Below are 21,816 nucleotides of genomic sequence, written 5' to 3'. Positions count from 1 at the left end.
GAAGGAGTGCGCCGTCACCATGAATTCGAAATTGATGCAAGGTCTTTTCGGCGACCGGCAATTGAATTTTCTGCTGGGCGTCAACGTGCTGGTCGTGCTGATCGCGATCGGGCTGTCGCACGGGCAGTTCGTCGATATCGACAACCTGCAGTCGATGGGCTCTCAACTGCCCGAACTCGGGCTGCTCGCGCTCGGCATCATGCTGTCGATGCTCTCGGGCAACGGCGGGATCGATTTGTCGGGCGTCGGGCTCGCGAATTTGTCGGGGATGGCCGCCGCGCTCGTCGTGCCGAAGTTCGTGAGCGGCGACGATTCGCCCGTGCTTTATATGGCGCTCTTTTGCGTGATCGTCATCTGCATGGGTTTGGTGGGCGGCTTCCTGAACGGCGTCGTCATCGCGCGGCTGCGGCTCACGCCGATTCTCTGCACGCTCGGCACGCAATTGCTGTTCACGGGCTTTGCGGTGGCGCTTTCCAACGGCGCTTCGGTGCACGTCGATTACGTCGATCCGCTGTCGAACATCGGCAACGGCACCGTCTTCCAAGTGCCGATTTCGTTTTGCATCTTCATCGCCGCCGTCGTGCTGCTCGGCTGGCTCCTCAAGCGCACGCCGTTCGGCCTGCGGCTCTACCTGATGGGCACGAACCAGCGCGCGGCGTTCTACGCCGGCATTCCGCGCGCGCGGATGCTCATCGTCACGTACACGATGTGCGGCGTGCTCGCGTCGCTCGCGGGCCTGATCAGCACGACGCACACGCTGTCCGCGAGATGGGACTACGGCAACTCGTACCTGCTGATCGCGATCCTGATCGCCGTGATGGGCGGCGTGAATCCGGCGGGCGGCTATGGGCGCATCGTCTGCGTGTTTTTCGCGGCAACGGTCCTGCAATTCCTGTCGAGCCTGTTCAATCTGATGGGCGTTTCGCAGTTCTTCGGCGACTGCGCCTGGGGCTTTCTGCTGCTGCTGTCGCTCGCGTTCGCGGGCGGCGACCGGGTGCGGGCGATCTTCGGCATGGCGGCCAAGCCGCAGGCGGCGGGCAAGCCCTGACAGTTCGGTGTTCGGCGGACATCGCGCCTCGGGCGTCCGCTTTTCGCTAAGGGGCGTCGTCAAACGATAAAGGAGACACACAGCATGAAATTGACTCGACTGAGCGTTGCGCTTACCGCATGTGCGTTGAGCGCGGGCGTCATGGTCGCCGCGCACGCGGCGACGAACGAAACGATCGTTACGGTCGTCAAGGTGACCGGCATCAACTGGTTCAACCGGATGGACGAAGGCGTGAAGCAATTCGCCACGGACAACCCGGGCGTGACCGCCTATCAAACGGGCCCGGGCCGCGCCGACGCCGCCCAGCAGCTCAACATCATCGAAGACCTGATCGCGAAGAAAGTGAGCGCGATCGCCGTGGTCCCGTACGATCCGGCGACGCTCGAACCCGCGCTCAAGAAAGCGATGGATCGCGGCATCAAGGTCGTCACGCACGAAGCCGACAACGAAAAGAACACGATGGTCGACATCGAGGCGTTCGACAACACCGCCTACGGCGCGAACCTGAACGAGCACCTCGCGTCGTGCATGCACGACGAAGGCAAGTGGGCCGTATTGGTCGGCTCGCTTGGCAGCCGCTCGCAAGTGCAGTGGGCGGACGGCGGCATCCAGAACGCGAAGGCGAAGTATCCGAAGATGGATCTCGTCGAGCCGAAGCTCGAAACGAACAACGACGGCGAGCGCGCGTACGAAGTCGCGAAGGAAGTCCTGCGCAAGCACCCGGACTTGAAGGGCTTCCAAGGGTCGTCGTCGCTGGACGTGATCGGCATCGGCCGCGCGGTCGAGGAAGCGGGCCTGCAAGGCAAGATCTGCGTGTACGGCACGGGCCTGCCGACCGAAGCCGGCAAGTTCCTCGAGACCGGCGCGATCAACGGCATCTCGTTCTGGGATCCGAAGCTCGCGGGCCTCGCGATGAACAAGGTCGCGCAGATGCTGATCGACGGGAAAACCGTGTCGAACGGCCAGGATCTCGGCATCCCGGGATACAACAAGGTGACGGTCGCGAAGGGCCCGGGTAAGGGCATCGTCGTGCGCGGCCAGGGCTGGGTCGACGTCGACAAGTCGAACTACAAGAACTATTCGTTCTAAGCGGGCGGACAGGGGTGGAGAGGGCGCGCGTTGTTTCAGGCGCGCGCCGCATTTAATACGAGCGGTTAGTAACGATGAATCAACAGACTTCTTCCGAGCCGTTGCTGCAAGTGGTCGGCGTCCACAAGCGCTTTACCGGCGTGCACGCGTTGCGCGGCGTGACGCTCGCGTTCGCGCGCGGCCAGATCTATCACCTGCTCGGCGAAAACGGCTGCGGCAAGAGCACGCTGATCAAGATCATTTCCGGTGCGCAGCCGCCCGACGAAGGCGAGCTGATCGTCGAAGGCAAGCGCCATGCGCGGCTTTCGCCGCTCGCAGCGCTCGCGGCGGGCATCGAGACGGTCTATCAGGATTTGTCGCTGCTGCCGAACATGAACGTCGCCGAGAACGTTGGGCTGACAACCGAATTGGCCGAGCACGACGGGCGCCTCGCGCGCACGTTCGATCGCCGCGCGCTCGCCCAGACCGCAGCGCGGGCGTTGCAGGCGGTCGGCCTGCCCGGCGACGCGGATTTTCAGGCGACGCTGATCGAGCAATTGCCGCTCGCGACGCGCCAGCTCGTCGCGATTGCGCGCGCGATTGCGAGCGAGGCGAAGTTCGTCATCATGGACGAGCCGACCACCTCGCTGACGCAAAAGGAAGTCGACAACCTGATCGCCGTGCTCGCGAATCTGCGCGCGCAGGGGGTGACCGTGCTGTTCGTGAGCCACAAGCTCGACGAGTGCTACGCGATCGGCGGCGAAGTGATCGTGATGCGCGACGGCCAGAAGGTCGCGAGCGGACCGATTGCCGATTATACGAAGGCTCGGCTGAGCGAATTGATGACCGGGCGCCAGCTGTCGAGCGAGCGCTATCGCGCGGGCACGATGCAAGCGGAGGTGGTGCTCGCGGTGCATGAGCTCACGCGCGCAGGGCAATTCCGCGACGTGTCGCTCGCGCTGCACCGCGGCGAGATCTTGGGCGTGACCGGGCTGCTCGATTCGGGCCGCAACGAACTGGCGCGCGCGCTGGCGGGCGTCGCGCCGGCCGACTCCGGCCGCATCGCGCTCGACGGCCAGCCGATCGTGCTGCGCACGCCGGCGGACGCGAAACGCCACCGCATCGGCTACGTCCCCGAAGACCGCCTGAACGAAGGGCTCTTCCTCGACAAGCCGATTCGCGACAACGTGATCACCGCGATGATTTCGAGCCTGCGCGACCGCTTCGGCCAGATCGACCGCAAGCGTGCGCGCGAACTCGCCGTCGACACGGTCAAGGAATTGCAGATCGCGACGCCCGACATCGACAAGCCCGTGCAGTCGCTGTCGGGCGGCAACCAGCAGCGCGTGCTGATCGGCCGCTGGCTCGCGATCGATCCGCGCGTGCTGATCCTGCACGGGCCGACAGTAGGCGTCGACGTCGGCTCGAAGGACATCATTTACCGCATCATGCAGCGGCTGTCGCAAAGCGGCATCGGTATTCTCTTGATCAGCGACGATCTGCCGGAGCTGCTGCAGAACTGCGACCGCATCCTGATGATGAAGAAGGGCCGCGTCGCCAGCGAGTACCGCGCCGAGGGGCTGAAGGAAGCGGCCCTCTATCACGCGCTGCTTTCCGAGGCTGCATAGAATCACGATGGACTTGCGCATGAATCAGACCATGACTCCCCCCAACGCCGCCGAAGCCGCCGAAGCCGCGCCACAGGTCAGGCCGCTCAACTGGCGCATGAAGCTCTCGCGCAATCCCGAGTGGTTCACGGCCGCGTTGATCGTGCTCACGTGCGCGATCGTCGGCGGGATCAATCCGCGCTTCTTTCAATGGGCGACGCTGTTCGACATGCTGCATTCGGCGACGACGATATCGCTGTTCGCGCTCGGCACGCTCGTCGTGCTGGCCTCGGGCGGCATCGACGTGTCGTTTACGGCGATCGGCGCGCTGACGATGTATTCGATCACGAAGGCCGTCTTCGCGTGGTGGCCCGATGCGCCGTTCGCGCTGATTCTCGTGACGGGCGCCGTGGGCGGCGTCGTGCTCGGCGTGATCAACGGGCTGCTCGTGCACCGGCTGAAGGCGCCGTCGCTGATCGTCACGATCGGCACGCTGTACCTGTATCGCGGGATCTTGCTGACGTTCGTCGGCACGACCTTCTTCATGAACATTCCGCACAGCATGGACCGCTTCGGCAAGCTGCCGCTCTTTTCGTACCAGACCGCGGACGGGCTGCATGCCGTGCTGCCGGTCTCGGTGATCGCGCTCTTTGCCGCGGCGCTGCTCACGTGGTGGCTGCTGAACCGGACGATGATGGGCCGCGCGGTCTACGCGATGGGCGGCAGCCTTGCGATCGCCGAGCGGCTCGGCTATAACCTGCGCGCGATTCACCTGTTCGTGTTCGGTTATACGGGGATGCTGGCGGGCGTCGCGGGCATTCTGCACGTGGCGAACAACCGGCTCGCGAATCCATTCGACCTCGTCGGCAGCGAACTCGACGTGATCGCAGCGGTGATTCTCGGCGGCGCGCGCATCACGGGGGGAAGCGGGACGGTGATCGGGACGCTGCTCGGCGTCGTGCTCGTCACGATGATCAACAATGTGCTGATTCTGATCGGCATTCCGAGCACGTGGCAAAAGGTGATCATCGGCGCGTTCATCCTGATCGCGGGCACGCTGTTTGCGCTGCGCCGGCGCGGCAACTGACGGTGCTTCAAGCCTTGCGCTTGCGCAGTTCCTGGCCTTTCTCGGTGATGATCGAGTCGAAGTCGTCGACCTGCGAAAAGCGCACCGGCTTCACGACGCCGAACTTGCTTGCGTCCACAATCAAATGCCGCTCGACCGCGCTCGCCATCGCCGCCTGCTTCAGCCCCACTTCATGGAAATTCCAGCACGTGACGCCACGCGCGTCGTCGATTCCGCCGGCGGTAATGAACGCCTTGTTGATCCCCATGCGGCGCAGCATCGCTAGACTTTCGTCGCCGGCAAACGAATCCGACGACGGCACGTAGACGCCGCCCAGCAGAATCATCCGCACGTTCGGCATGTGCCGCAGGATTTCGGCGATGTTCAGCGAATAGCAGACCGCCGTCACGTGGAAATCGGCCGGAATCAGGCGCGCAAGCGTGGTGAGCGTCGTGCCGCAATCGATGAAGATCGTCTCGTTGTCGGCGATGAGCTTCGCGGCGTGCGCCGACGCCTGCGCCTTCGCTTGCGCGAAGTGATCCTTCTCCTGCTCGAGCGAGTAGCCCGCGGAGTTCGGCACATCGGTGGCGCTGACGATATAGCCGCCGAGATAGGTGAAGCGCTCGGGGTTCCCGGCGATGTCGCGCCGCACCGTCATTTCGGACACGCCGAGCAGGGTGGCGGCATCGCGCAGGTGCATGACGTTCTGCTTGGCGAGCGCGTCGGCAAGCGAGCGCAGGCGTTCGGTCTTGAGCATGGTGGCCCTGGAAAGGACGCTGCGGTCGGGCGTGGCAGCGAGCGTTATATTTGTATCGGGTGATTGAGAGAATTATAACAATTGCCTCGCGCGGCGGCGATATCGGCGCCGCGGTTTTCAGCGTTTTTTGCCCGGGTTGAACTCGTGCGGCCAGCGCAGGTCGATGCAGAACGCGCGTGCTGTCGATGTCATTTTTACAGCGCGTGCGGCAGAACGCAGTCATACGCTAGGTCCGTTTCGCAAGCGCTTTTTGCTTGGAAAACGGCAGTCCAGCACATATTCTGACGGTCAACCCGCGCCGCGCGCGAACGCCCGCATCGTTTCCTCACTCGATTGAATTCAGGAGTTACCTCATGACGCGTCCCGTCGATTCCGGCGTAATTTTCATTGCACGAATTGCTCTGTCGGTGTTGTTTCTATGGAGCGGTGTCATGAAGCTGCTGGGATACGCGGGCTTTGTGGGGTATCTGCAGGCGAAAGGCGTGCCGTTCGTGCAAGTCGGCGCGCCGCTTGCGGTGGCGGTCGAAGTGCTGGGCGGCCTGTTCCTGGTCCTCGGCTTCAAGATTCGGCCGCTCGGCATTTTCATGGCGGCCTACTGCGTCGTCACGGCCGTGCTTGGGCACGACTTCTGGAACGTCGCCGATGCAGTCACGCAGCGTGACATGGTGATCCATTTCTGGAAGAACGTGGCGATGGCGGGCGGCTTTCTCCTGCTCTTCGTGACAGGCGCGGGCAGCGTGAGCATCGACGGGGCGCAGACCCCGCGCAGCCGTCGCGGGCTGCGCTGAGCGGGGTTTGCACGGAGCTTGCTTGGTAGTTGTCAACTGAGCGCCTCGGCTCCGACCGGAGGGTTGCAATGATTCTGAACTTCGAACAAATGATCGGCGGCGAAATGATGTCGTTTTGCGCGAGCCTCGGAGAAGGGGAATCGAAGCATCGTGTGATCATCAGCCGCGAGGATTCGGCGGAGACGCTCGTGGTCCTCGACGCATCCGGATTGTTCGGCGCGATCCGCGCCGAGATCGAGGCGCCCGACGTAGTACTGGCCGATGCGATTCGCAAAGCGAAAGAAGAAGGATTGATCGAGCGCGCGCTCGATACCGGCTCGATTCAGAATGCGACGTTGTAGCGCAACGACTGAGCCGATTGCTCGTTAGCGGGCTGCAACCGCCTCGCGCCGCGCTATTCTCCGCGGCCCGATTGCGCGACCGCGGCAGCGGATCGAACCGCATTGCGCCGATGCGAATGCGGATGAATGAAGCACGCGAGCACGCCGCCCGCCACGAGCAGTCCCGACGCGATGGCCGTCGACACCTGCAGGCCGTACACGACGTGCGAAGCCGCCGCCCCGCTCACGAGCGCCCCGAACGCCGCGACGCCGACCGCACCGGCCGCTTGCCGCGCCGTATTCAGCACCGCCGATGCGGTGCCGGCGCGTTGCGGCTCGACCGAGGCGAGGATGGCTGTCGTCATCGCAGGAACCGCGAGGCCCATGCCGGAGGGGATCAGCAGGAACGGCAGCAAGAGCGCGAGGGTCGGCGTGGACGCTTGCGTCGCATGCAGCAGGCCGTAGCCGAGCGCGCCCGTCGCCGCGCCGAGAATCATCGGCACGCGCGGACCGTAGCGCCCGACCACCCAGCCGCTGACGATGTTCGAGATCAGGAAGCCGCCCGTCAGCGGCAGGAACGCGAGGCCGGCCTCGAGCGGTGTGTCGCCGTGCACACGCTGCAGGAAGAGGCTCAGCACGAACACCATCCCGTAGTAGGCGAAGTTCACGCAGACGCCGAACAGCACCGCCGCGCTGAAGGTCGCATCGCGGAACAGCGACAACGGCAGCATCGGCGCCGAGCTGCGGGCCTGCACCGCGACAAAGACGATTCCGGCCACGAGTGCGAGCGCGAAGCTGCCGGCGACGAGCGGGTGCGTGACGCCGAGCGGCCGCAGTTCGATGACGGCGCCGGTGAAGGCGGTCAGGGTGACGATGGCAAGGCACTGGCCCGGCAGATCGATGCCGCCGGTGCGCACATGCGCTTCTTTCGCCGCGACGTGCGGCGGCGAATCTTGCCGCCGCGCCGCAGCGGGCACCCATGCGCGGGCCGCCAACAGTCCCGCCGCGCAGATCGGCAGATTGACGAGAAAGATGCTGCGCCAGCCGAACGCGGCGATCAGCAGCCCGCCCGCGATCGGCCCGGCTGCAATTGCGACCGCGCCCGATGCGGTCCAGAGTCCGACCGCGCGCGCTCTCAGTTGCGGATCGTGCCGGCAAGCCTGATTGAGCAACGCAAGCGAATTCGGCAGCATCGCCGCGGCGCTGACGCCTTGCACGGCGCGCGCGCCGATCAGCGTCGCCACGTTCGGCGCGAGCCCGCAAGCGAGCGACGCGAGCGCAAAGAGCGCGATGCCGCCCGCGAACAGGCGCCGCGCGCCGAAACGGTCGCCGAGCACGCCGGCCGACAGCATCAGCACGGCGAACGCGAGCATATAGGCGTCGACGATCCATTGCAGGGCCGCGACGTGGGTGGAGAGATCGGAGCCGATGCGCGGCAGGGCGATATTGACGATCGTGACGTCGAGCTGCGTGACGACGAACGCGACGCTCACCGTGGCGAGGACGCGCGTGATCGCGGGCGTGAAGGTTGGGGGGGGGCGTGTTCATGAGTTGGGTCGCGGCTTCGACCCACTCATCGTAGGGCGCTTGCGCCTGCCGACGTTTCGGGCTTTGCTGAAGGGTCGATGTCGCGTGTCTTGCATGCCGCTGACGGGGGGTAGTCGCAGCATCCCCTATGCCCGCTGCGAAAACCCCCTGTTTCTTGCTTATTGGACAGGCCCTGGATCGGCTTCAGAGCGACGGCAGCGCAGGCCGCGTTTCGATCGCGTGACGGATCAGCGTTTCGACGGCCTTGCGCTCGTCGCCCGCCAGCGGCAGGCGCGGCGGGCGCACCGGCTCCGTGCCGAGACCGACGATCGCTTCGGCCAGCTTGATGTTCTGCACGAGCTTGGCCGAGACGTCGAGTGCGAGGAGCGGCGCGAACCAGCGATAGATCTTGCGCGCCTCGTCGAGCCGGCCCGCCTTGACGAGCTTGTAGATCGCGACCGTTTCGTGCGGAAACGCGCAGACGAGCCCCGCGACCCAGCCGTGCGCGCCCATCAGCATTGCTTCCATCGCGAGATTGTCGACGCCGCAGAGAATCGCGTAGCGGTCGCCGACCGCATTGATCAGATCGGTGACGCGCCGCACGTCGCCGCACGATTCCTTGATCGCGACGATTTTCTTTTCGCCGGCGATTTCCGCGAACATGTCGGGCGTCATGTCGACGCCGTACGCGAGCGGATTGTTGTAGATCATCAGGGGCAGCGCGCTCGCGTCCGCGATCGTGCGGAAGTGGTGGAGCGTCTCGCGCCGGTCGGACAGATAGCGCAGGCCCGGCAGCACCATATAGCCCGACGCGCCGTGTTTCGCGCCGCGCTCGACCTGGCGGCAGCCGTCGAGCGTGCTGTTCTCGGCAACGGTCAACAGAACCGGCACCCGCCCGCGCGACGCATCGACGGCGATGTCGAGCACTTCGAGCTTTTCGTCGAGCGAGAGCGTGGACGCTTCGCCGAGCGACCCGCACACGATGATGCCGTCGACGCCGGCCTCGATCTGGGCCTCGATGTTCTTCTTCGTCCATTCATGGTCTATGCTGAAATCTGCGTGAAACTTGGTCGTGACCGCGGGCAGAACGCCTTCCCAGATATGTGCCATGTCGTCTCTCCTGATGTCAGTCTCGAGTGGGATTTGAAGCGCAGTGTAAGCATCGGAAATTGCGCCGTCTTGCGTCATTCGCGCGTGCCTGATGACGATTTCGGCACAGCGAAAGGCATCGGGACATGTGCTGAAATCGTCACGTCGCACGCGCAACGCCGCCAAGACGGCGCGTGTGCGCATTCCTACCATTGCCCCTATGAAAACCGTCAACATCATCGACTCGCACACCGGCGGCGAGCCCACCCGCCTGGTTGTGTCCGGCGGCCCCGATCTCGGCCGCGGCCCGCTCGCCGAGCGGCTTCAAATCCTGCGCGAGCGCTTCGACGATTGGCGCGCGGGCATCGTGACCGAGCCGCGCGGGTCCGATGTGATCGTCGGCGCGCTCTTGTGCGAGCCGCACGATCCGACTTGTGCCGCGGGCGTCATCTACTTCAACAACGTCGGCTACCTCGGCATGTGCGGGCACGGCACGATCGGGCTTGTCGTCTCGCTTGCGTACCTGGGGCGGATCGCGCCCGGCCGCCATCGGATCGAAACGCCGGTCGGCGTCGTCGAGGCGACGCTCAATGACGATCGTAGCGTCTCGGTCGAGAACGTGCCGGCGTATCGCTATCGGCAGGCGGTCACGGTCGACGTGCCGGGGCATGGGCCGCTGACCGGCGATATCGCGTGGGGCGGCAATTGGTTTTTCCTCGTCTCCGAGCACGGCCGCATGCTGGTGCCCGCGAACATCGCGGAGCTGACGGTGTTGACGTCGGCAGTGCGCGATGCGTTGATCGCACAAAACATCACCGGTGCCGGCGGCGCGCTGATCGACCATATCGAACTGTTCGGGCCGGGCTCGCGCGAAGGCATCGACAGCCGCAGCTTCGTGCTGTGCCCCGGCAACGCCTACGACCGCTCGCCGTGCGGCACCGGCACGAGCGCGAAGCTCGCGTGCCTCGCCGCCGACGGCACGCTCGCGCCGGGCGCCGCGTGGCGGCAGGAGAGCATCATCGGCAGCGTGTTCGAGGCGCGCTATGTCGCGAGCGATCGAGCCGGCACGATCGTGCCGGCCATCACCGGCCACGCGCACATCATGGCTGAAGGGCGCTTGTGCTTCGATGCGCAGGATCCGTTTGCTTGGGGCATTCGCACCGCATGACGGCCGATGTGGTGATCGTCGGGGCCGGGATTGTCGGCGCGGCCTGCGCGGCGGAACTGGCCGCGCGCGGCATGACCGTGGACGTGCTCGACGCGCGAGGCATCGGCGGCGGCGCGACGGCGGCGGGCATGGGCCATCTGGTCGTGATGAACGATTCGCCCGCCGAGCTGGCGCTGTCCCGCTATTCGCGCGACTTGTGGCTCGAGCTGGCTCCGCAATTGCGCGCGCGCGATGCGTTCTCTCGCTGCGGCACGCTGTGGGTGGCGGCCGGCGAAGCGGAGTGGGATGCCGCCCGCGCCATGCACGCTGCGCTTGCCGCACAGCACGTGGCGGCGCAATGGCTCGACGCCGGCGCGCTGCGCGCTTGCGAGCCGGCGCTCGCGCCTTCGATGGCGGGCGGCTTGCTGGTCGAGCACGACAGCATCGTCTATGCGCCGGCCGCCGCGCAATGGTTGCTCGCGCAATCACCGGGCGCCGCGCGCATACGTGTGCGTCCGGCGAGCGAGGTGCGCGCGGTCGATGCGACACACGCGACGCTGGCCGACGGCGGGCGCGTGAACGGCGCGCATATCGTGCTGGCGAACGGCCTCGGCGCGCAGCCTCTCGTGCCGTCGTTGCCGATGCAGCCGAAAAAAGGCCACCTGCTGATCACCGATCGCTATCCGGGCTTCATCCGGCATCAGTTGCTCGAACTCGGCTATATCAAGAGCGCGCATCACGCGGCGGGCACGTCGGTCGCATTCAACGCGCAGCCGCGCCCCACCGGCCAATTGCTGATCGGCTCGTCGCGCCAGTTCGATGCCGTCGATCCCGCCGTGGAAATGCCCGTGCTCGCGCGCATGCTCAAGCGCGCGGCGCGCTATCTGCCGATGCTGCCGCAATTGAACGGCCTGCGCGCGTGGACCGGTTTTCGCGCGGCGACTCCCGACGGTCTGCCGCTCGTCGGTCCGGCCGGCGCGGCTGCCCCCGGCGTGTGGCTCGCGACCGGGCACGAGGGCCTCGGCGTGACGACCTCGCTCGCGACGGCGAAGCTGCTCGCGGCGCAGATCGCCGGGACCGAATCCGCCATTCCCATCGAGCCGTATCTTCCGGGGCGCTTTTCAGTCGGATCGATGGCGGGAGCGTGCCATGCGTGAGGCGAATCGCGAACCCGTCGCGGTAACGGTCGACGGACAAGCGCTGCAGGTGCCCGCCTACACGACCGTTGCCGCCGCGCTCGCGCTGGCGGGCGGCATGCGCGGCGGCCGGCTGTCGGTGACGGGCGAGCCGCGCGCGATGCTGTGCGGCATGGGCGTGTGCCAGGAGTGCAGGGTGACGGTCGACGGCTGCGCGCATGTTCTCGCGTGCCAGACCGTTTGCCGCGACGGCATGACGGTCGAAACGGACGCCCCGAAATGACCTTGCACTACGACATCGTGGTCGTCGGCGCGGGGCCGGCCGGGTTGAGCGCCGCACGCTCAGCCGCGGCAAGCGGCGCACGCATCGCGGTGCTCGACGACAATCCGCGCGCGGGCGGCCAGGTCTGGCGGCAAGGGCCCAATCGCGGCGAGGCGGCGCCTTTGCGCGATGCGCTCACGTCGCTCGCCGCTTGCTCGAATGTCACGTCATGGCCTTCCACGCGCGTGATCGCGCTGTTGCCCGCCAAGGGATTGCTGATCGAATCGTCAGAGAAGGGCGGCGTCGCGCTTTCGTACGATCGCCTGATCGTCGCGACCGGCGCCCGCGAGCGTCTGCTGCCGTTTCCCGGCTGGACGCTGCCCGGCGTGACGGGCGCCGGCGGCTTGCAGGCGCTCATCAAAGGCGGCTTGCCGGTGCGGGGCGAGCGCATCGTGATCGCGGGCAGCGGACCCTTGCTGATGGCTGCGCTTGCGACCGCGCGCGAGGCCGGCGCGCAGGCGCTCGCGGTTGTCGAACAGGCGAGCGCAACCGCAGTGGCGCGCTTTGGCCTGGCGCTCGCGGCGACGCCGTCGAAGCTCTGGCAGGCTGCGCATCTGACGCGCGGGTTCGCCGGCCTGCGGTATTGGACCGGCGGCGTCGTTCGCGAAGCGCGCGGCACGGGACGTGTCGAGGAGGTCGTCGTCCGGCGCGGCGCGCGCGACGTCACGCTCGCTTGCGACCGCGTTGCGTGCGGCTACGGCCTCGTGCCGAACGTGACGTTGGCGCAGGCGCTCGGCTGCAAACTGGCGGACGGTGCGATAGCCGTCGACGAGGTGCAGCGCACAACGGTTGCGGGCGTGTTCGCGGCGGGCGAATGCACGGGCATCGGCGGGATGGAGCTTGCGCGCATCGAGGGCGAACTCGCGGGGCTTGCCGCGAGCGGCGCGGGAATTCCGTCCGCGCTTTGGCGGTCCCGCGAGCGTTGGACGCGCTTTGCGGGCCGCGTCGAGCGGGCCTTTGCGCTCGGCGCCGCTGCCTGCGCGCGGCCGCCTGCCGACACGCTCTTGTGCCGTTGCGAGGACGTCACGTTCGGCGAAGCGGCTGCCCATGCGACGTGGCGCGACGCGAAGCTGCACACGCGCTGCGGCATGGGCGCGTGCCTTGGCCGCATTTGCGGCACGGCGGCGCAGACGGCCTTCGGCGGGGCCGCCGCAGGCCGGGCCGAGCATGGCGGCGGCGCCCAAGGCTGGGATGCTGCGCCGCCGCGCCCGCCGTTCAGTCCCGCGAAGATCGCGACGCTGATCGCGGCCGCACGTGACGACGCGGACGACGCGGACGACGATCGCGCGGACCTATAATCGATCGCACGTTCCCGACTTGGCCGTCGCTGCGAGACACCACCCGACCATGAACACGCAGGCTTCAGCGCCGAACGCTTCTCTCGATCTGCCGCCCGTGCCCGCTGCGGCAGCGCTTGCCGACATGCTCACGCACTTCGCGATGCTCGAACCGGTGTTCGACGCGCTGCCTGACGTCGTCTTCTTCGTGAAGGACCGCGAAGCGCGCTACGCGCTCGTGAACCGCACGCTCGCGCGGCGCTGCGGCTGCAAGGAAAAGAGCGAGCTGCTCGGCAAGACCGCGGAAGACGTGTTCCCGCGGCGCTTTGGCCGCGTCTACACGGCGCAGGACATGGCGATCGTCGGCGCGGGCAACCCGATGCTCGACCAGCTCGAACTGCACCTCTATCCGGGCCGGCAGCCGGGCTGGTGCCTGACGACCAAGGTGCCGCTGCGCAATACGGCGGGCAGCGTGGTCGGCCTGACCGGCATCTCGCGCGATCTCAAGGCCGACGAAAGCACGCATCCGGCCTACAGCCGCCTCGCGGCGGTCGTGCAGTACATCCAGGACAACTACGTGCAGCCGCTCAACCTGAAGCATCTGGCAGAGATGGCGGATATGTCGGTGGCGCAACTGGAGCGCTACTTTCACAAGGTGTTTCACCTGACGCCGCGCCAAGTGCTGCTGAAGACGCGGCTCGATGCCGCCACGGCGCTGCTCGTCTCGAACGACAAAGTGACCGACGTCGCCGCGCTTTGCGGCTACACCGATCACAGCGCCTTCACGCGGCAATTCAAGGCGACGGTCGGGCTCACGCCGACCGAGTACCGGATGCTGCTCAACGGCGCATCGCGCTGACCGCGTTCAGCCACGTCCGACGAACGGCATCTTGCTTGCCATGATCGTCATGAACTGCACGTTCGCTTCGAGCGGCAGCTCCGCCATGTGCAGCACCGCATCGGCGACGTGTTCGACGTTCATCGTCGGCTCGGGCGCGAGTGCCCCATTCGCCTGCGGCACGCCCTTGGCCATGCGTTCCGTCATCTCGGTGGCCGCGTTGCCGATGTCGATCTGACCGCAGACGATGTCGTACCTGCGGCCATCGAGCGACGTCGATTTGGTCAAGCCGGTGATCGCGTGCTTGGTGGCCGTGTAGGCGATGCTGAACGGGCGGGGCGCATGCGCCGAGATCGAACCGTTGTTGATGATGCGGCCGCCGCGCGGCGTTTGCGACTTCATCATCGCGAAGGCCTCGCGCGTGCAGAGGAATGCGCCGGTCAGGTTCGTGTCGACCACTGCGCGCCAGTCGTCCACGCTGAGCTGGTCGATTTCGACGGGCGGCGCGCTGCGGCCCGCGTTGTTGAACAGCAGATCGAGCCGCCCATAGCGTTGCCGCGTCGCTTCGAACAGCGCGGCCACGCTCGACGCATCGGTGATGTCGGCGGCTACCGCCAGCGCGTCCTCGCCGCGCGTCTGCGCGGCGTCGGCGAGCGCGTCGAGCGCCGCCTCATTGCGCGCCGCGAGCACGACGCGGTACCCGTGGGACAGCAGCTTGAGCGCGACGGCGCGTCCGATGCCATGGCTCGCGCCCGTCACCAAGGCGACTTTTCTTGAGGTTGCGTTCATCGAATGTCTTCCTATCTTTGCTTTGCGCGGTAAACCGAATTGATGAAATGAAAAAGCAAGCCGTAATAATAATAGAGGAATACGAATAAAGATGCGAAAAAGCACTGTATTTATGGCGGATCGATGCTAGTCGCAAGCCAGCTGCATTGCTTGACGCGCGCCCCCAAGTGACACATATTGATTAAAAACTCGTGACCCCTTTCGTCGTCTTCTTTTCGACGGAGAAGCGCGTTGACAGCGTAAGGCCTTTTAAGCGCAGCAGCCGCGATTCGGATTCTAAAAACCCATCGCGTATTCATCCAAGGGTCCGGCGATGTCTAGCCAAACCACTCCTGATCCGGCCTTCCCAGTGGCGTGCCGACGCTGCGGCGGTTGGCTGTCCGAGCCGATTTCCTTCTGTCCTCATTGCGGTGCGAGTGCGCGGGTCGCGCTAGGAGCGGACTCGGCAGCAGGCGCTTCCGCGAATTCTACAACCGCTGCGTCGAAATCCTCCGCTGCCGAGTTGCCGCGCGTCGAGCTGGCGGGGCCGCCGCGGCCCATGCCGCTGTTCGCTTCGGCCGGCGGTGGCAGCCTGTCGGCAGGCGCGCCCTCGTCGGCGTTGCCCGACGGTGCGCGGCATTGGGGCTTGAGCCGCGGCGCCGGGTTGACGCTCGTCGCGTTCGCGGTGCTGTTCGGCGGCTTCGTGCTGCTGCGTCAGTTCGACAATCAGGCCACGCGCGTCGAAGAGATGATGTCGCGCACGGCAGTCGGTTCGGTCATGCCAGGCTTGGCGCATCCAACTCCGGCGAGCGCGGCGGCGCTTGCCGCACCTTCGCGCTCGGCGCAGGCTGCCCCTCCCGCCGCGGCGCTCGAGCAGCACAACGCTGCTTCGCGTGCGGCGTCGTCACGCAGCGCGCAGGCGGCGCAAGAACAAGCCCAGCTCCAGGCCGCGCAAGCTCAAGCGAAGCTGCAAGCTCAAGCGCAGGCGAAGCTGCAAGCACAAGCCCAGGCTAAGGCCCAAGCGCAGGCAAAGCTCCAGGCGCAGGCTCAAGCTCAAGCCCAGGCAAAAAAGCAAGCTCAGGCGAAGGCAGGCGCGGCGCAGCAAGCTGAACTGCCGCCGCTGCTGCCGCCGTCGATCCCGCGCGCGCAAACAGCGGCACCTGCGCCCGCACCGGCGCCGGCAAAGGCGCCCGCCCAAGCGGCGACCCCAGCACCGGCCCAAGCCACGGTGGCCACTGCGGCACCCGAGTCCGCCGATCATCGCGGCAAGGCCGTCCCGCGCGATCTTCAGTCGATTCAGGCGAGCATGCAAAAGAACGATCTGACGGATGCACGAGCGGCGTTGAACGAGGTCCTCGCTGCGCAGCCGGACAACGCCGACGCGCAGAGGATTCGACAGGAACTGCAGATGCGCGAGCAGGCGCGCGATGCCTCGCTGCGCGCGGCGCGCGGCTGCGCGCAACAAGGCTCGTGGGCCTGTGTCTGGCACAACGCGGGCGATGCGCTCACGACCGACACCGGCAGCGCCGAGGCGAAATCGCTGGTTGTGCGCTCGATCCGCGAATCGGGCTGGGGCAAGGCCCCGCCGGGCCCGGGTCCCGATCAGCCGAATGGTCCGTGACGCGTCACGCGATCGGCGCAGCGGCCGCCACGGCCAAGGACGGCGTCAGACAGAAATCAGGAGCGTGCGCTCTACGGGCGCACAACATTGAGGGCGGCTCGGCACGTCGGGCGCGTGCTGCGCACGAAACTTGAACCACACCAACAGGTGCACCATGATCAGGACGATAGCGGCGGGGTTGGGGGCAGTGGCGTTCGCGTTGATCGCAACGCTGGCGTCGGCGGGGCAGGCGCGCGCCGAGGCGCACTACAAGATAGTCACGGGGCCCGAAAGGGGAACCTACATCCAGATCGGCGCCGACCTCGCCAAGTACGTCGCCGCACCCGCGGGCATCGACCTCGAAGTGCTGGCCTCGAAAGGATCGGCCGAGAACGTGCAGCGCATGCGCTATGAGCCGGGCGTTAAGCTCGCGCTCGTGCAATCGGACGTGTACCAGGCGTTCGTCGACATGGCCGACGCCGGCAATGACGAAGCCGGCACGATCATCCGGCCGCTGCGGCTCATCATGCCGCTCTACGACGAGGAAATCTATTTCGTCGTACGCGCCGATTCGCCGATGAACTCCATCCAGGACATCAAGGGCAAGACCATCAGCGTCGGGTTGATCGGCAGCGGCACCGCTCAATCGGGCACGACGCTCTATCGCTTGATGTTTGGCCGTCCGATCGACGATGCGAATGTCGCGCACTTGAGCAACGAGGACTCGCTCGCGCAGTTGATCGCCAAGCAGATCGATGTGGCGATCGTCGTCGCCGGGCAGCCCGCGAAGCTGTTCACCGACATGAACCCGGAACTGCTCTCGCAGATCAAGTTCCTCAAGCTCGATCCGAACGCGCCTGAAACCGTGCGCGGCAAGCAGACGTATTTCACGGACGTCATTCACCAGAGCAGCTATCCGAACTGGCTGAAGGAAGACGTGCCGACCTGGACCGTCAAGGCCTATCTGGTGACTTACGACTATGGCTTGCGCGACACGGTCGGCAATCTGGACCGTTTCGCCGACTCGCTGTGCACGCACTTCGACGATCTGCAGGCGCACGGGCATCCGAAGTGGAAGGAAGTGAAGCTCGAATTGCCGCCGCTCAGCTCGGGCTGGAAGTACTACCCGCCGATGGAGCGCCACTTGCGCGCGTGCCTTGCGCGCCGGGCCGCCGTCGCGCAACGGCCGCAACCGCGCCCCGTGGCGGCGGAAAAGCCGAAGCCGGCGTGTTCGTCGGAAGAGCAGTTGCTGATGCTTTGCAAATAGCGGGGCGGTGGGAATAGAAGGCTGCGACGCATGTCCCGTGCAACGCCCGGACGCTCAAACGGCGCCGAGCCCGCGCAGAATCGCGTTGCCTTGCGATGTCAACTGAAAGCGCGGGCCGTCATGCGTGCCGCTCACCATCTCGACGAGCCCCGCTTCCTGCAGCATCGGAATTTCCGGTTTCGCGTTGACGCCGATGGGGGAATGCAGCAATAGAAGCAGCGTGGCCAGCTCATGGTGGCTCAAGAGGCGCCGCAAGATGTGCGGTTGCTTGGCGGGCGCGGGTGCGCGGTCCGGCAGGCGGTTCAGCTCGTTCATTCTCGGGTTCCTATCGCTGATTCTGCCTGCGCATGATCCGGAAGAAGACTTAAGCCATTCTTAAAACGCCCGGCCAACGAGGGTTTACCGTACCGAAAGCGCCTTACAGCGGTTTACATCACCGCGGCGCGCCAGCCGATCACGGCGCGCAGCTCTTGCTCGCGCCTTCGAGCCAAAGGTTCGAGATGTGGCGCTGGCCGGAATAGAAGCGATATGACGTCTGGCCGTTGTCGCTGCGGACCTTGACGACGTTCGAATCGCCGAAATCGAGCATCGTGCCTTGCGGGATCGGCGTCGATTTGAAGCTGACGCCGTGCTTGATGGCGTCTTGCGTCAGGCATTCGACGACATCGTTGACCGAGCGATCGGTCGCATGATCGATTTCCGGCTCGCCGGAATCCGGGTTGCCCTGAAACATGGCGCATCCGGCGACGAGCAAGGGGATCGACAGGGCTGTGGCGATGGCGAATCTTTTCATGAATCTGCGGCGCTCCTGAATGGCGGACGACACGCGCGGCGGGCATCGACAACAGGCACGGCGCCGCGCTACGGAACAGCCGACATTAAAGCACACGCTTAGAACGTGACCGCAATGCCGAACATCGCGACGAACTGCGAGCGTGTGGACGACGGCGTCGCGTTCTGCGAGTCGCCCACATCGGGCACGGCCTCGACGATATTGCCCGCACCCGACTTCCCGAGCGTATCGCCGCTTGCGTGCTGGTATGCCTGTGCCGCATAGAGCGTGGTGCGCTTCGACAGGCGGTAGGACTCGCGCAGCGAATACTGCTCGTAGCGCGCCGCGCTCGTGATGCCGTTGGCCTTCGACGCCGCCGTGTACGCGAAACCGCCGGCGATATCGAAGGCGGGCGTGAAGCGATAGTCGGCGAGCGCGCCGTAGCTGTTGAAGACGGCGGTATTCGTGAAGAGCGAATTGCCGCCTGCCAAGTACTGGACGTTCGAATAGTTCAGGCCGAGCGTCAGGTTGCCGAGCGCGTAGTTGCCGGCTGCGGCGATGTGCTGGACCGCCTTGGCCGACACGTACCCCTGGTTCAGCGCGGACGTGCCGAACGAAGCCGTGGCGCTCGGATCGAAGCTCGCCGTGAGCCCGGTGTTGTTCATGCGCAGATAGCCGGCGCCGAGGCTCACCGGGCCGTTCGCGTAGCTCAGCGCGCCGCTCCAGGTCTGCCCTTTGCCCGGGCTGCCCGCGATGCCGCTGAACGCGTACATCGCGCTTGCGCTCAGGCCGTAGTAAGCGGGCGACGTATACGTGACCGAGTTGTTGATGCGGATGGTGGTGTCGAGCCCGTCGATGTCGCCCGGATGCGCGCCGGTCGCGCCGGTGAGCCAGTTGCTCCCCGTGAGCGGACCCACCATCAGGTAATACGGCGTGTACTGGCGGCCGGCCGTGACGGTGCCGTATTGCGCGTTCTGCAAGCCCACATACGCTTCGCGATTGAAGAGCAGGCCCGCGGTCGAGGCCGCGCCGGTGTTCGGATCGAAGCCGGCCTGCAGATCGAAGATCGCCTTGGTGCCGCCGCCCAGGTCCTCCGCGCCGCGAAAGCCGAATTTCGATGCATACAAGTTGCCTTGTCGCAGATAGCGGTTCGAGCTGCCTTTCTGGTTGTTGACGTAGGTGAACGCATCGTCCACCACGCCGTACAGCGTGACGCTGCTTTGCGCCCACGCCGGCGTCGTGGCGAGAGCTGCGCCTGCGGCAAACAGGGCTCGCTTGATCGTGAAGCCTGATTTCATCAAAAAATGTCTCCGGAGTCGTTGACGAATTGTTGTAGGGCGGTACTGCGGCATTACGGTGCTGCGGGTTGATCTACTTGCGGTGCCGGGCTTGTGCGGCGAGCCGGACGGCCGCGTTGAGCGCGCCATAACCGTCGTAGCCGCCGCGGCGCTCGACGATCTCCAGCGAGAAGCGCCGGCCGATTGGCTCGGTATAGGCGTGGAAGAATTCGCCGCCGTGCTCGTCGCGGTCGTACAGGATGTGTTTTTCGGCGAGCGCGTCGATCAGTTCGCCGGGCAGCGCGTAGCGGGCGGCGAGGTCGTCGTAGTAGTTGCGCGGAATGCGCAGGAACGGGACGCCGTCCGCGACGAACGGCTCGATCGCGCCGAAGATGTCGTCGGTGCGGAACGCGACGTGGTTCAGGCCGGAGCCATGGTAGGTGTCGAGCGCGTCGTCCACCGCCGTATGGCGGTCCGCCGAGGCATTGAGCGCAATCCGCACCGCGCCGTCGCGGCTGCGCACCGCACGGCTGCGCACGAGCCCGTACGGATCGGGCACGACCCAGCTCGGCTCGGCCTCGAAGCCGAATGCGGTCTTGAAGAACAGAATCCAGGTGTCGAGCGCATCGGCGGGCAGCGCGAGGCAGACGTGATCGATGCTCGTGAGCGGGCCGACTTCCGAGGGGCCGTTGATATCGGTGAGCACGAAGTCCGATTCGAAGAGCGTCGGGGCGTCGGGCGTTTCGTCGACGAAGTATTCGAGGCTCCCGTCGGGCGCCTGCACGCTCGGCAGCACCCGTTCGTTCGGCCCCACGCGGCCCGAGAACGGCGTATAGCCGAAGCCCGCGGCGCGCTCGAAGGCGACCTTCGCATCGTCGACGCGAAACGCCGACGCGCACAGCGACAGTCCGTGCCGTTGATAGAACGCGTCGGCGAACGAATCGCGCTCGGCGTTCAGCACGATCGACGCAGCGCCGTGCTGATAGAGCGTGACGTCTTTCGAGCGATGGCGGCCGGCGAGACGGAAGCGCAGCTTGCCGAGCCAGTCGGCGACTTGCGCGCCGGTGGCGGCGTCGACCGCGAATTCGAGGAACTGGAAGCCGACGTGCGCCGGCGGCGCGGGCGGGTCGAACAGCGGCTGCGCGGCGCGCCTCACTGCATCGTCGGACTGCAGATACGCGCGCGTTTGCTCTTCGAGGTAGAGCAGCGAGCGATAGCCGTCCTTCGCGGTGGCGGCGGTTTGGGCGGCGCGAAACGCGTCGTTGAAGATCTCGAGCGACAGCGGGCCCGTGTAGCCCGCTTCGATCACCCGCGCAGTGAAGCGGGCGAGGTCGAAATCGCCTTGGCCCGGGAAGCACCGGTAGTGACGGCTCCATTCGAGCACGTCCATCGCGAGCTTGGGCGCATCGGCGAGTTGCACGAACGCGATACGCTCGCCCGGAATCGACGCGATCTCGTCGACCGGATCGTTCAGCGACAGCGTATGGAAGCTGTCGAGGGCAAGCCCGAGGTGCGGGTGACTCACCGCGTCGACGAGACGCCACGCGTGGCGGTACGAATGCACGTGCCGCCCCCAAGCCAGGGCCTCGTAGGCGGCTACGACGCCGGCTTGCTGCGCCGCGCCCGCCAGTGCGCCGAGCTGATCGACGATCAGCACATCGTCGGCGATCGTGTCGGGCGACACGTTGCTGCACACCAGGATGCGGTCGCAGCCCAATTCATGCATCAGGTCGAACTTGCGCTTCACGCGATCGAGGTTGCGCGCGAGCCGCTCGGCGCTCACGCCTTCGAAATCACGAAACGGCTGGAACAGCACGATCTTCAACCCGAGGTCTTGCGCGATGCGGCGTACTTCCGAGGGCGAACCGTCGAAGTAAAGCAGGTCGTTTTCGAAGATCTCGACGCCGTCGAAACCCGCCTGCCGGATGGCGAACAGCTTTTCGACGAGCGTTCCGCTGAGGGATACGGTGGCAATCGAACGCTGCATGGATGCCTCCCGTCCCCCTGGGGGACTTCCTTCGGGGCGCCGGGCCGCCCCGAGGGAGGCATCCGCCCCCTCGGGGGGCAGCGAGCGGATGTGAGCGTGGGGGTGGGTCATGCTGGCTCCTGCGAAGGCGGGCTGCGACGGAAAAGCGAGCCCGG

The 21,816-nt window shown here is 66.1% G+C and carries 21 protein-coding genes; 13 read left to right on the top strand and 8 right to left on the bottom strand.

All coding sequences use genetic code 11. The features are described 5' to 3' along the window. The first annotated feature begins 19 nt into the window (after positions 1-19). The 4 genes from J3489_RS00290 (at position 20) to J3489_RS00275 (ending at position 4,810) form a co-directional block, all read left to right on the top strand. Complete coding sequence (locus tag J3489_RS00290) at positions 20-1,048, top strand: ABC transporter permease (RefSeq protein ID WP_206995044.1); 1,029 nt, start codon at positions 20-22, stop codon at positions 1,046-1,048. An 84-nt stretch (positions 1,049-1,132) separates the two neighbouring features. Next, positions 1,133-2,137, top strand: a complete 1,005-nt coding sequence (locus J3489_RS00285; protein WP_206995043.1) for an autoinducer 2 ABC transporter substrate-binding protein — start codon at positions 1,133-1,135, stop codon at positions 2,135-2,137. Between the two features lie 74 nt (positions 2,138-2,211). After that, on the top strand, positions 2,212-3,744 hold the full coding sequence (locus tag J3489_RS00280; protein ID WP_206995041.1) for a sugar ABC transporter ATP-binding protein: 1,533 nt from the start codon (positions 2,212-2,214) through the stop codon (positions 3,742-3,744). 19 nt (positions 3,745-3,763) lie between these two features. Next, positions 3,764-4,810: an ABC transporter permease gene (locus J3489_RS00275; RefSeq protein ID WP_242539671.1), complete on the top strand. Its 1,047-nt coding sequence runs from the start codon at positions 3,764-3,766 to the stop codon at positions 4,808-4,810. Between the two features lie 7 nt (positions 4,811-4,817). Here J3489_RS00275 and J3489_RS00270 read toward each other — a convergent pair whose 3' ends face one another. Then, positions 4,818-5,546 (bottom strand): DeoR/GlpR family DNA-binding transcription regulator, encoded by a 729-nt coding sequence (locus tag J3489_RS00270; protein ID WP_206995036.1) that lies wholly within the window; start codon positions 5,544-5,546, stop codon positions 4,818-4,820. A 353-nt stretch (positions 5,547-5,899) separates the two neighbouring features. On the opposite strand from J3489_RS00270, the gene J3489_RS00265 reads away from it, so the two are divergent. Continuing rightward, a complete protein-coding gene (locus J3489_RS00265; RefSeq protein ID WP_206995034.1) occupies positions 5,900-6,334 on the top strand; it encodes a DoxX family protein in 435 nt (144 codons plus the stop codon). 68 nt (positions 6,335-6,402) lie between these two features. Continuing rightward, positions 6,403-6,675, top strand: coding sequence for a hypothetical protein (locus tag J3489_RS00260; protein ID WP_206995032.1), 273 nt, complete (start codon positions 6,403-6,405; stop codon positions 6,673-6,675). Between the two features lie 53 nt (positions 6,676-6,728). On the opposite strand, the gene J3489_RS00255 is transcribed toward J3489_RS00260, so the two are convergent. Then, complete coding sequence (locus tag J3489_RS00255) at positions 6,729-8,147, bottom strand: MFS transporter (protein ID WP_309491300.1); 1,419 nt, start codon at positions 8,145-8,147, stop codon at positions 6,729-6,731. Positions 8,148-8,385: 238 nt separating this feature from the next. After that, positions 8,386-9,291, bottom strand: coding sequence for a dihydrodipicolinate synthase family protein (locus J3489_RS00250; protein WP_206995031.1), 906 nt, complete (start codon positions 9,289-9,291; stop codon positions 8,386-8,388). Between the two features lie 190 nt (positions 9,292-9,481). On the opposite strand from J3489_RS00250, the gene J3489_RS00245 reads away from it, so the two are divergent. From J3489_RS00245 to J3489_RS00225, 5 genes are all read left to right on the top strand, one after another. Further along, entirely contained in the window at positions 9,482-10,438 is a 957-nt protein-coding gene (locus tag J3489_RS00245) for a 4-hydroxyproline epimerase (protein ID WP_206995958.1), read from the top strand. Continuing rightward, positions 10,435-11,574: an NAD(P)/FAD-dependent oxidoreductase gene (locus J3489_RS00240; protein ID WP_206995957.1), complete on the top strand. Its 1,140-nt coding sequence runs from the start codon at positions 10,435-10,437 to the stop codon at positions 11,572-11,574. The genes J3489_RS00245 and J3489_RS00240 overlap by 4 nt, the downstream gene beginning before the upstream one ends. Continuing rightward, positions 11,567-11,836: a 2Fe-2S iron-sulfur cluster-binding protein gene (locus J3489_RS00235; RefSeq protein ID WP_206995029.1), complete on the top strand. Its 270-nt coding sequence runs from the start codon at positions 11,567-11,569 to the stop codon at positions 11,834-11,836. Before J3489_RS00240 ends, J3489_RS00235 begins: the two co-directional genes overlap by 8 nt. Next, positions 11,833-13,173 carry an FAD-dependent oxidoreductase gene (locus J3489_RS00230; protein WP_206995027.1) on the top strand — a complete coding sequence of 447 codons (1,341 nt, stop codon included), beginning with the start codon at positions 11,833-11,835 and terminating at the stop codon, positions 13,171-13,173. Before J3489_RS00235 ends, J3489_RS00230 begins: the two co-directional genes overlap by 4 nt. A 124-nt stretch (positions 13,174-13,297) precedes the next feature. Next, entirely contained in the window at positions 13,298-14,011 is a 714-nt protein-coding gene (locus tag J3489_RS00225; protein WP_242539710.1) for an AraC family transcriptional regulator, read from the top strand. Positions 14,012-14,017: 6 nt separating this feature from the next. On the opposite strand, the gene J3489_RS00220 is transcribed toward J3489_RS00225, so the two are convergent. Further along, a complete protein-coding gene (locus J3489_RS00220) occupies positions 14,018-14,779 on the bottom strand; it encodes an SDR family oxidoreductase (protein ID WP_206995023.1) in 762 nt (253 codons plus the stop codon). A gap of 538 nt (positions 14,780-15,317) precedes the next feature. On the opposite strand from J3489_RS00220, the gene J3489_RS00215 reads away from it, so the two are divergent. Continuing rightward, positions 15,318-16,379 carry a tetratricopeptide repeat protein gene (locus J3489_RS00215; RefSeq protein WP_206995021.1) on the top strand — a complete coding sequence of 354 codons (1,062 nt, stop codon included), beginning with the start codon at positions 15,318-15,320 and terminating at the stop codon, positions 16,377-16,379. Positions 16,380-16,533: 154 nt separating this feature from the next. Next, on the top strand, positions 16,534-17,625 hold the full coding sequence (locus tag J3489_RS00210; protein ID WP_206995019.1) for a TAXI family TRAP transporter solute-binding subunit: 1,092 nt from the start codon (positions 16,534-16,536) through the stop codon (positions 17,623-17,625). A gap of 54 nt (positions 17,626-17,679) precedes the next feature. Here the strand turns inward: J3489_RS00210 and J3489_RS00205 are convergent, their stop codons facing one another. The 4 genes from J3489_RS00205 to J3489_RS00190 all read right to left on the bottom strand — a co-directional run bounded on the left by J3489_RS00205 (position 17,680) and on the right by J3489_RS00190 (position 21,661). Next, the gene (locus tag J3489_RS00205; RefSeq protein WP_206995017.1) at positions 17,680-17,940 is read right to left on the bottom strand and encodes a hypothetical protein; all 261 of its coding nucleotides are present in this window, start codon (positions 17,938-17,940) and stop codon (positions 17,680-17,682) included. 139 nt (positions 17,941-18,079) lie between these two features. Then, a complete protein-coding gene (locus J3489_RS00200) occupies positions 18,080-18,418 on the bottom strand; it encodes a hypothetical protein (protein WP_206995015.1) in 339 nt (112 codons plus the stop codon). Positions 18,419-18,516: 98 nt separating this feature from the next. Continuing rightward, complete coding sequence (locus J3489_RS00195) at positions 18,517-19,695, bottom strand: porin (RefSeq protein ID WP_206995013.1); 1,179 nt, start codon at positions 19,693-19,695, stop codon at positions 18,517-18,519. 73 nt (positions 19,696-19,768) lie between these two features. Further along, a complete protein-coding gene (locus J3489_RS00190; RefSeq protein ID WP_206995955.1) occupies positions 19,769-21,661 on the bottom strand; it encodes a bifunctional sugar phosphate isomerase/epimerase/4-hydroxyphenylpyruvate dioxygenase family protein in 1,893 nt (630 codons plus the stop codon). Positions 21,662-21,816: the final 155 nt, after the last annotated feature.

The sequence above is a fragment of the Trinickia mobilis genome, from assembly GCF_017315705.1.
Lineage (GTDB): Bacteria > Pseudomonadota > Gammaproteobacteria > Burkholderiales > Burkholderiaceae > Trinickia_A > Trinickia_A mobilis.
Note: the sequence above shows the minus strand (reverse complement) of the source record. Positions and strands in the feature narration are given on the sequence as shown.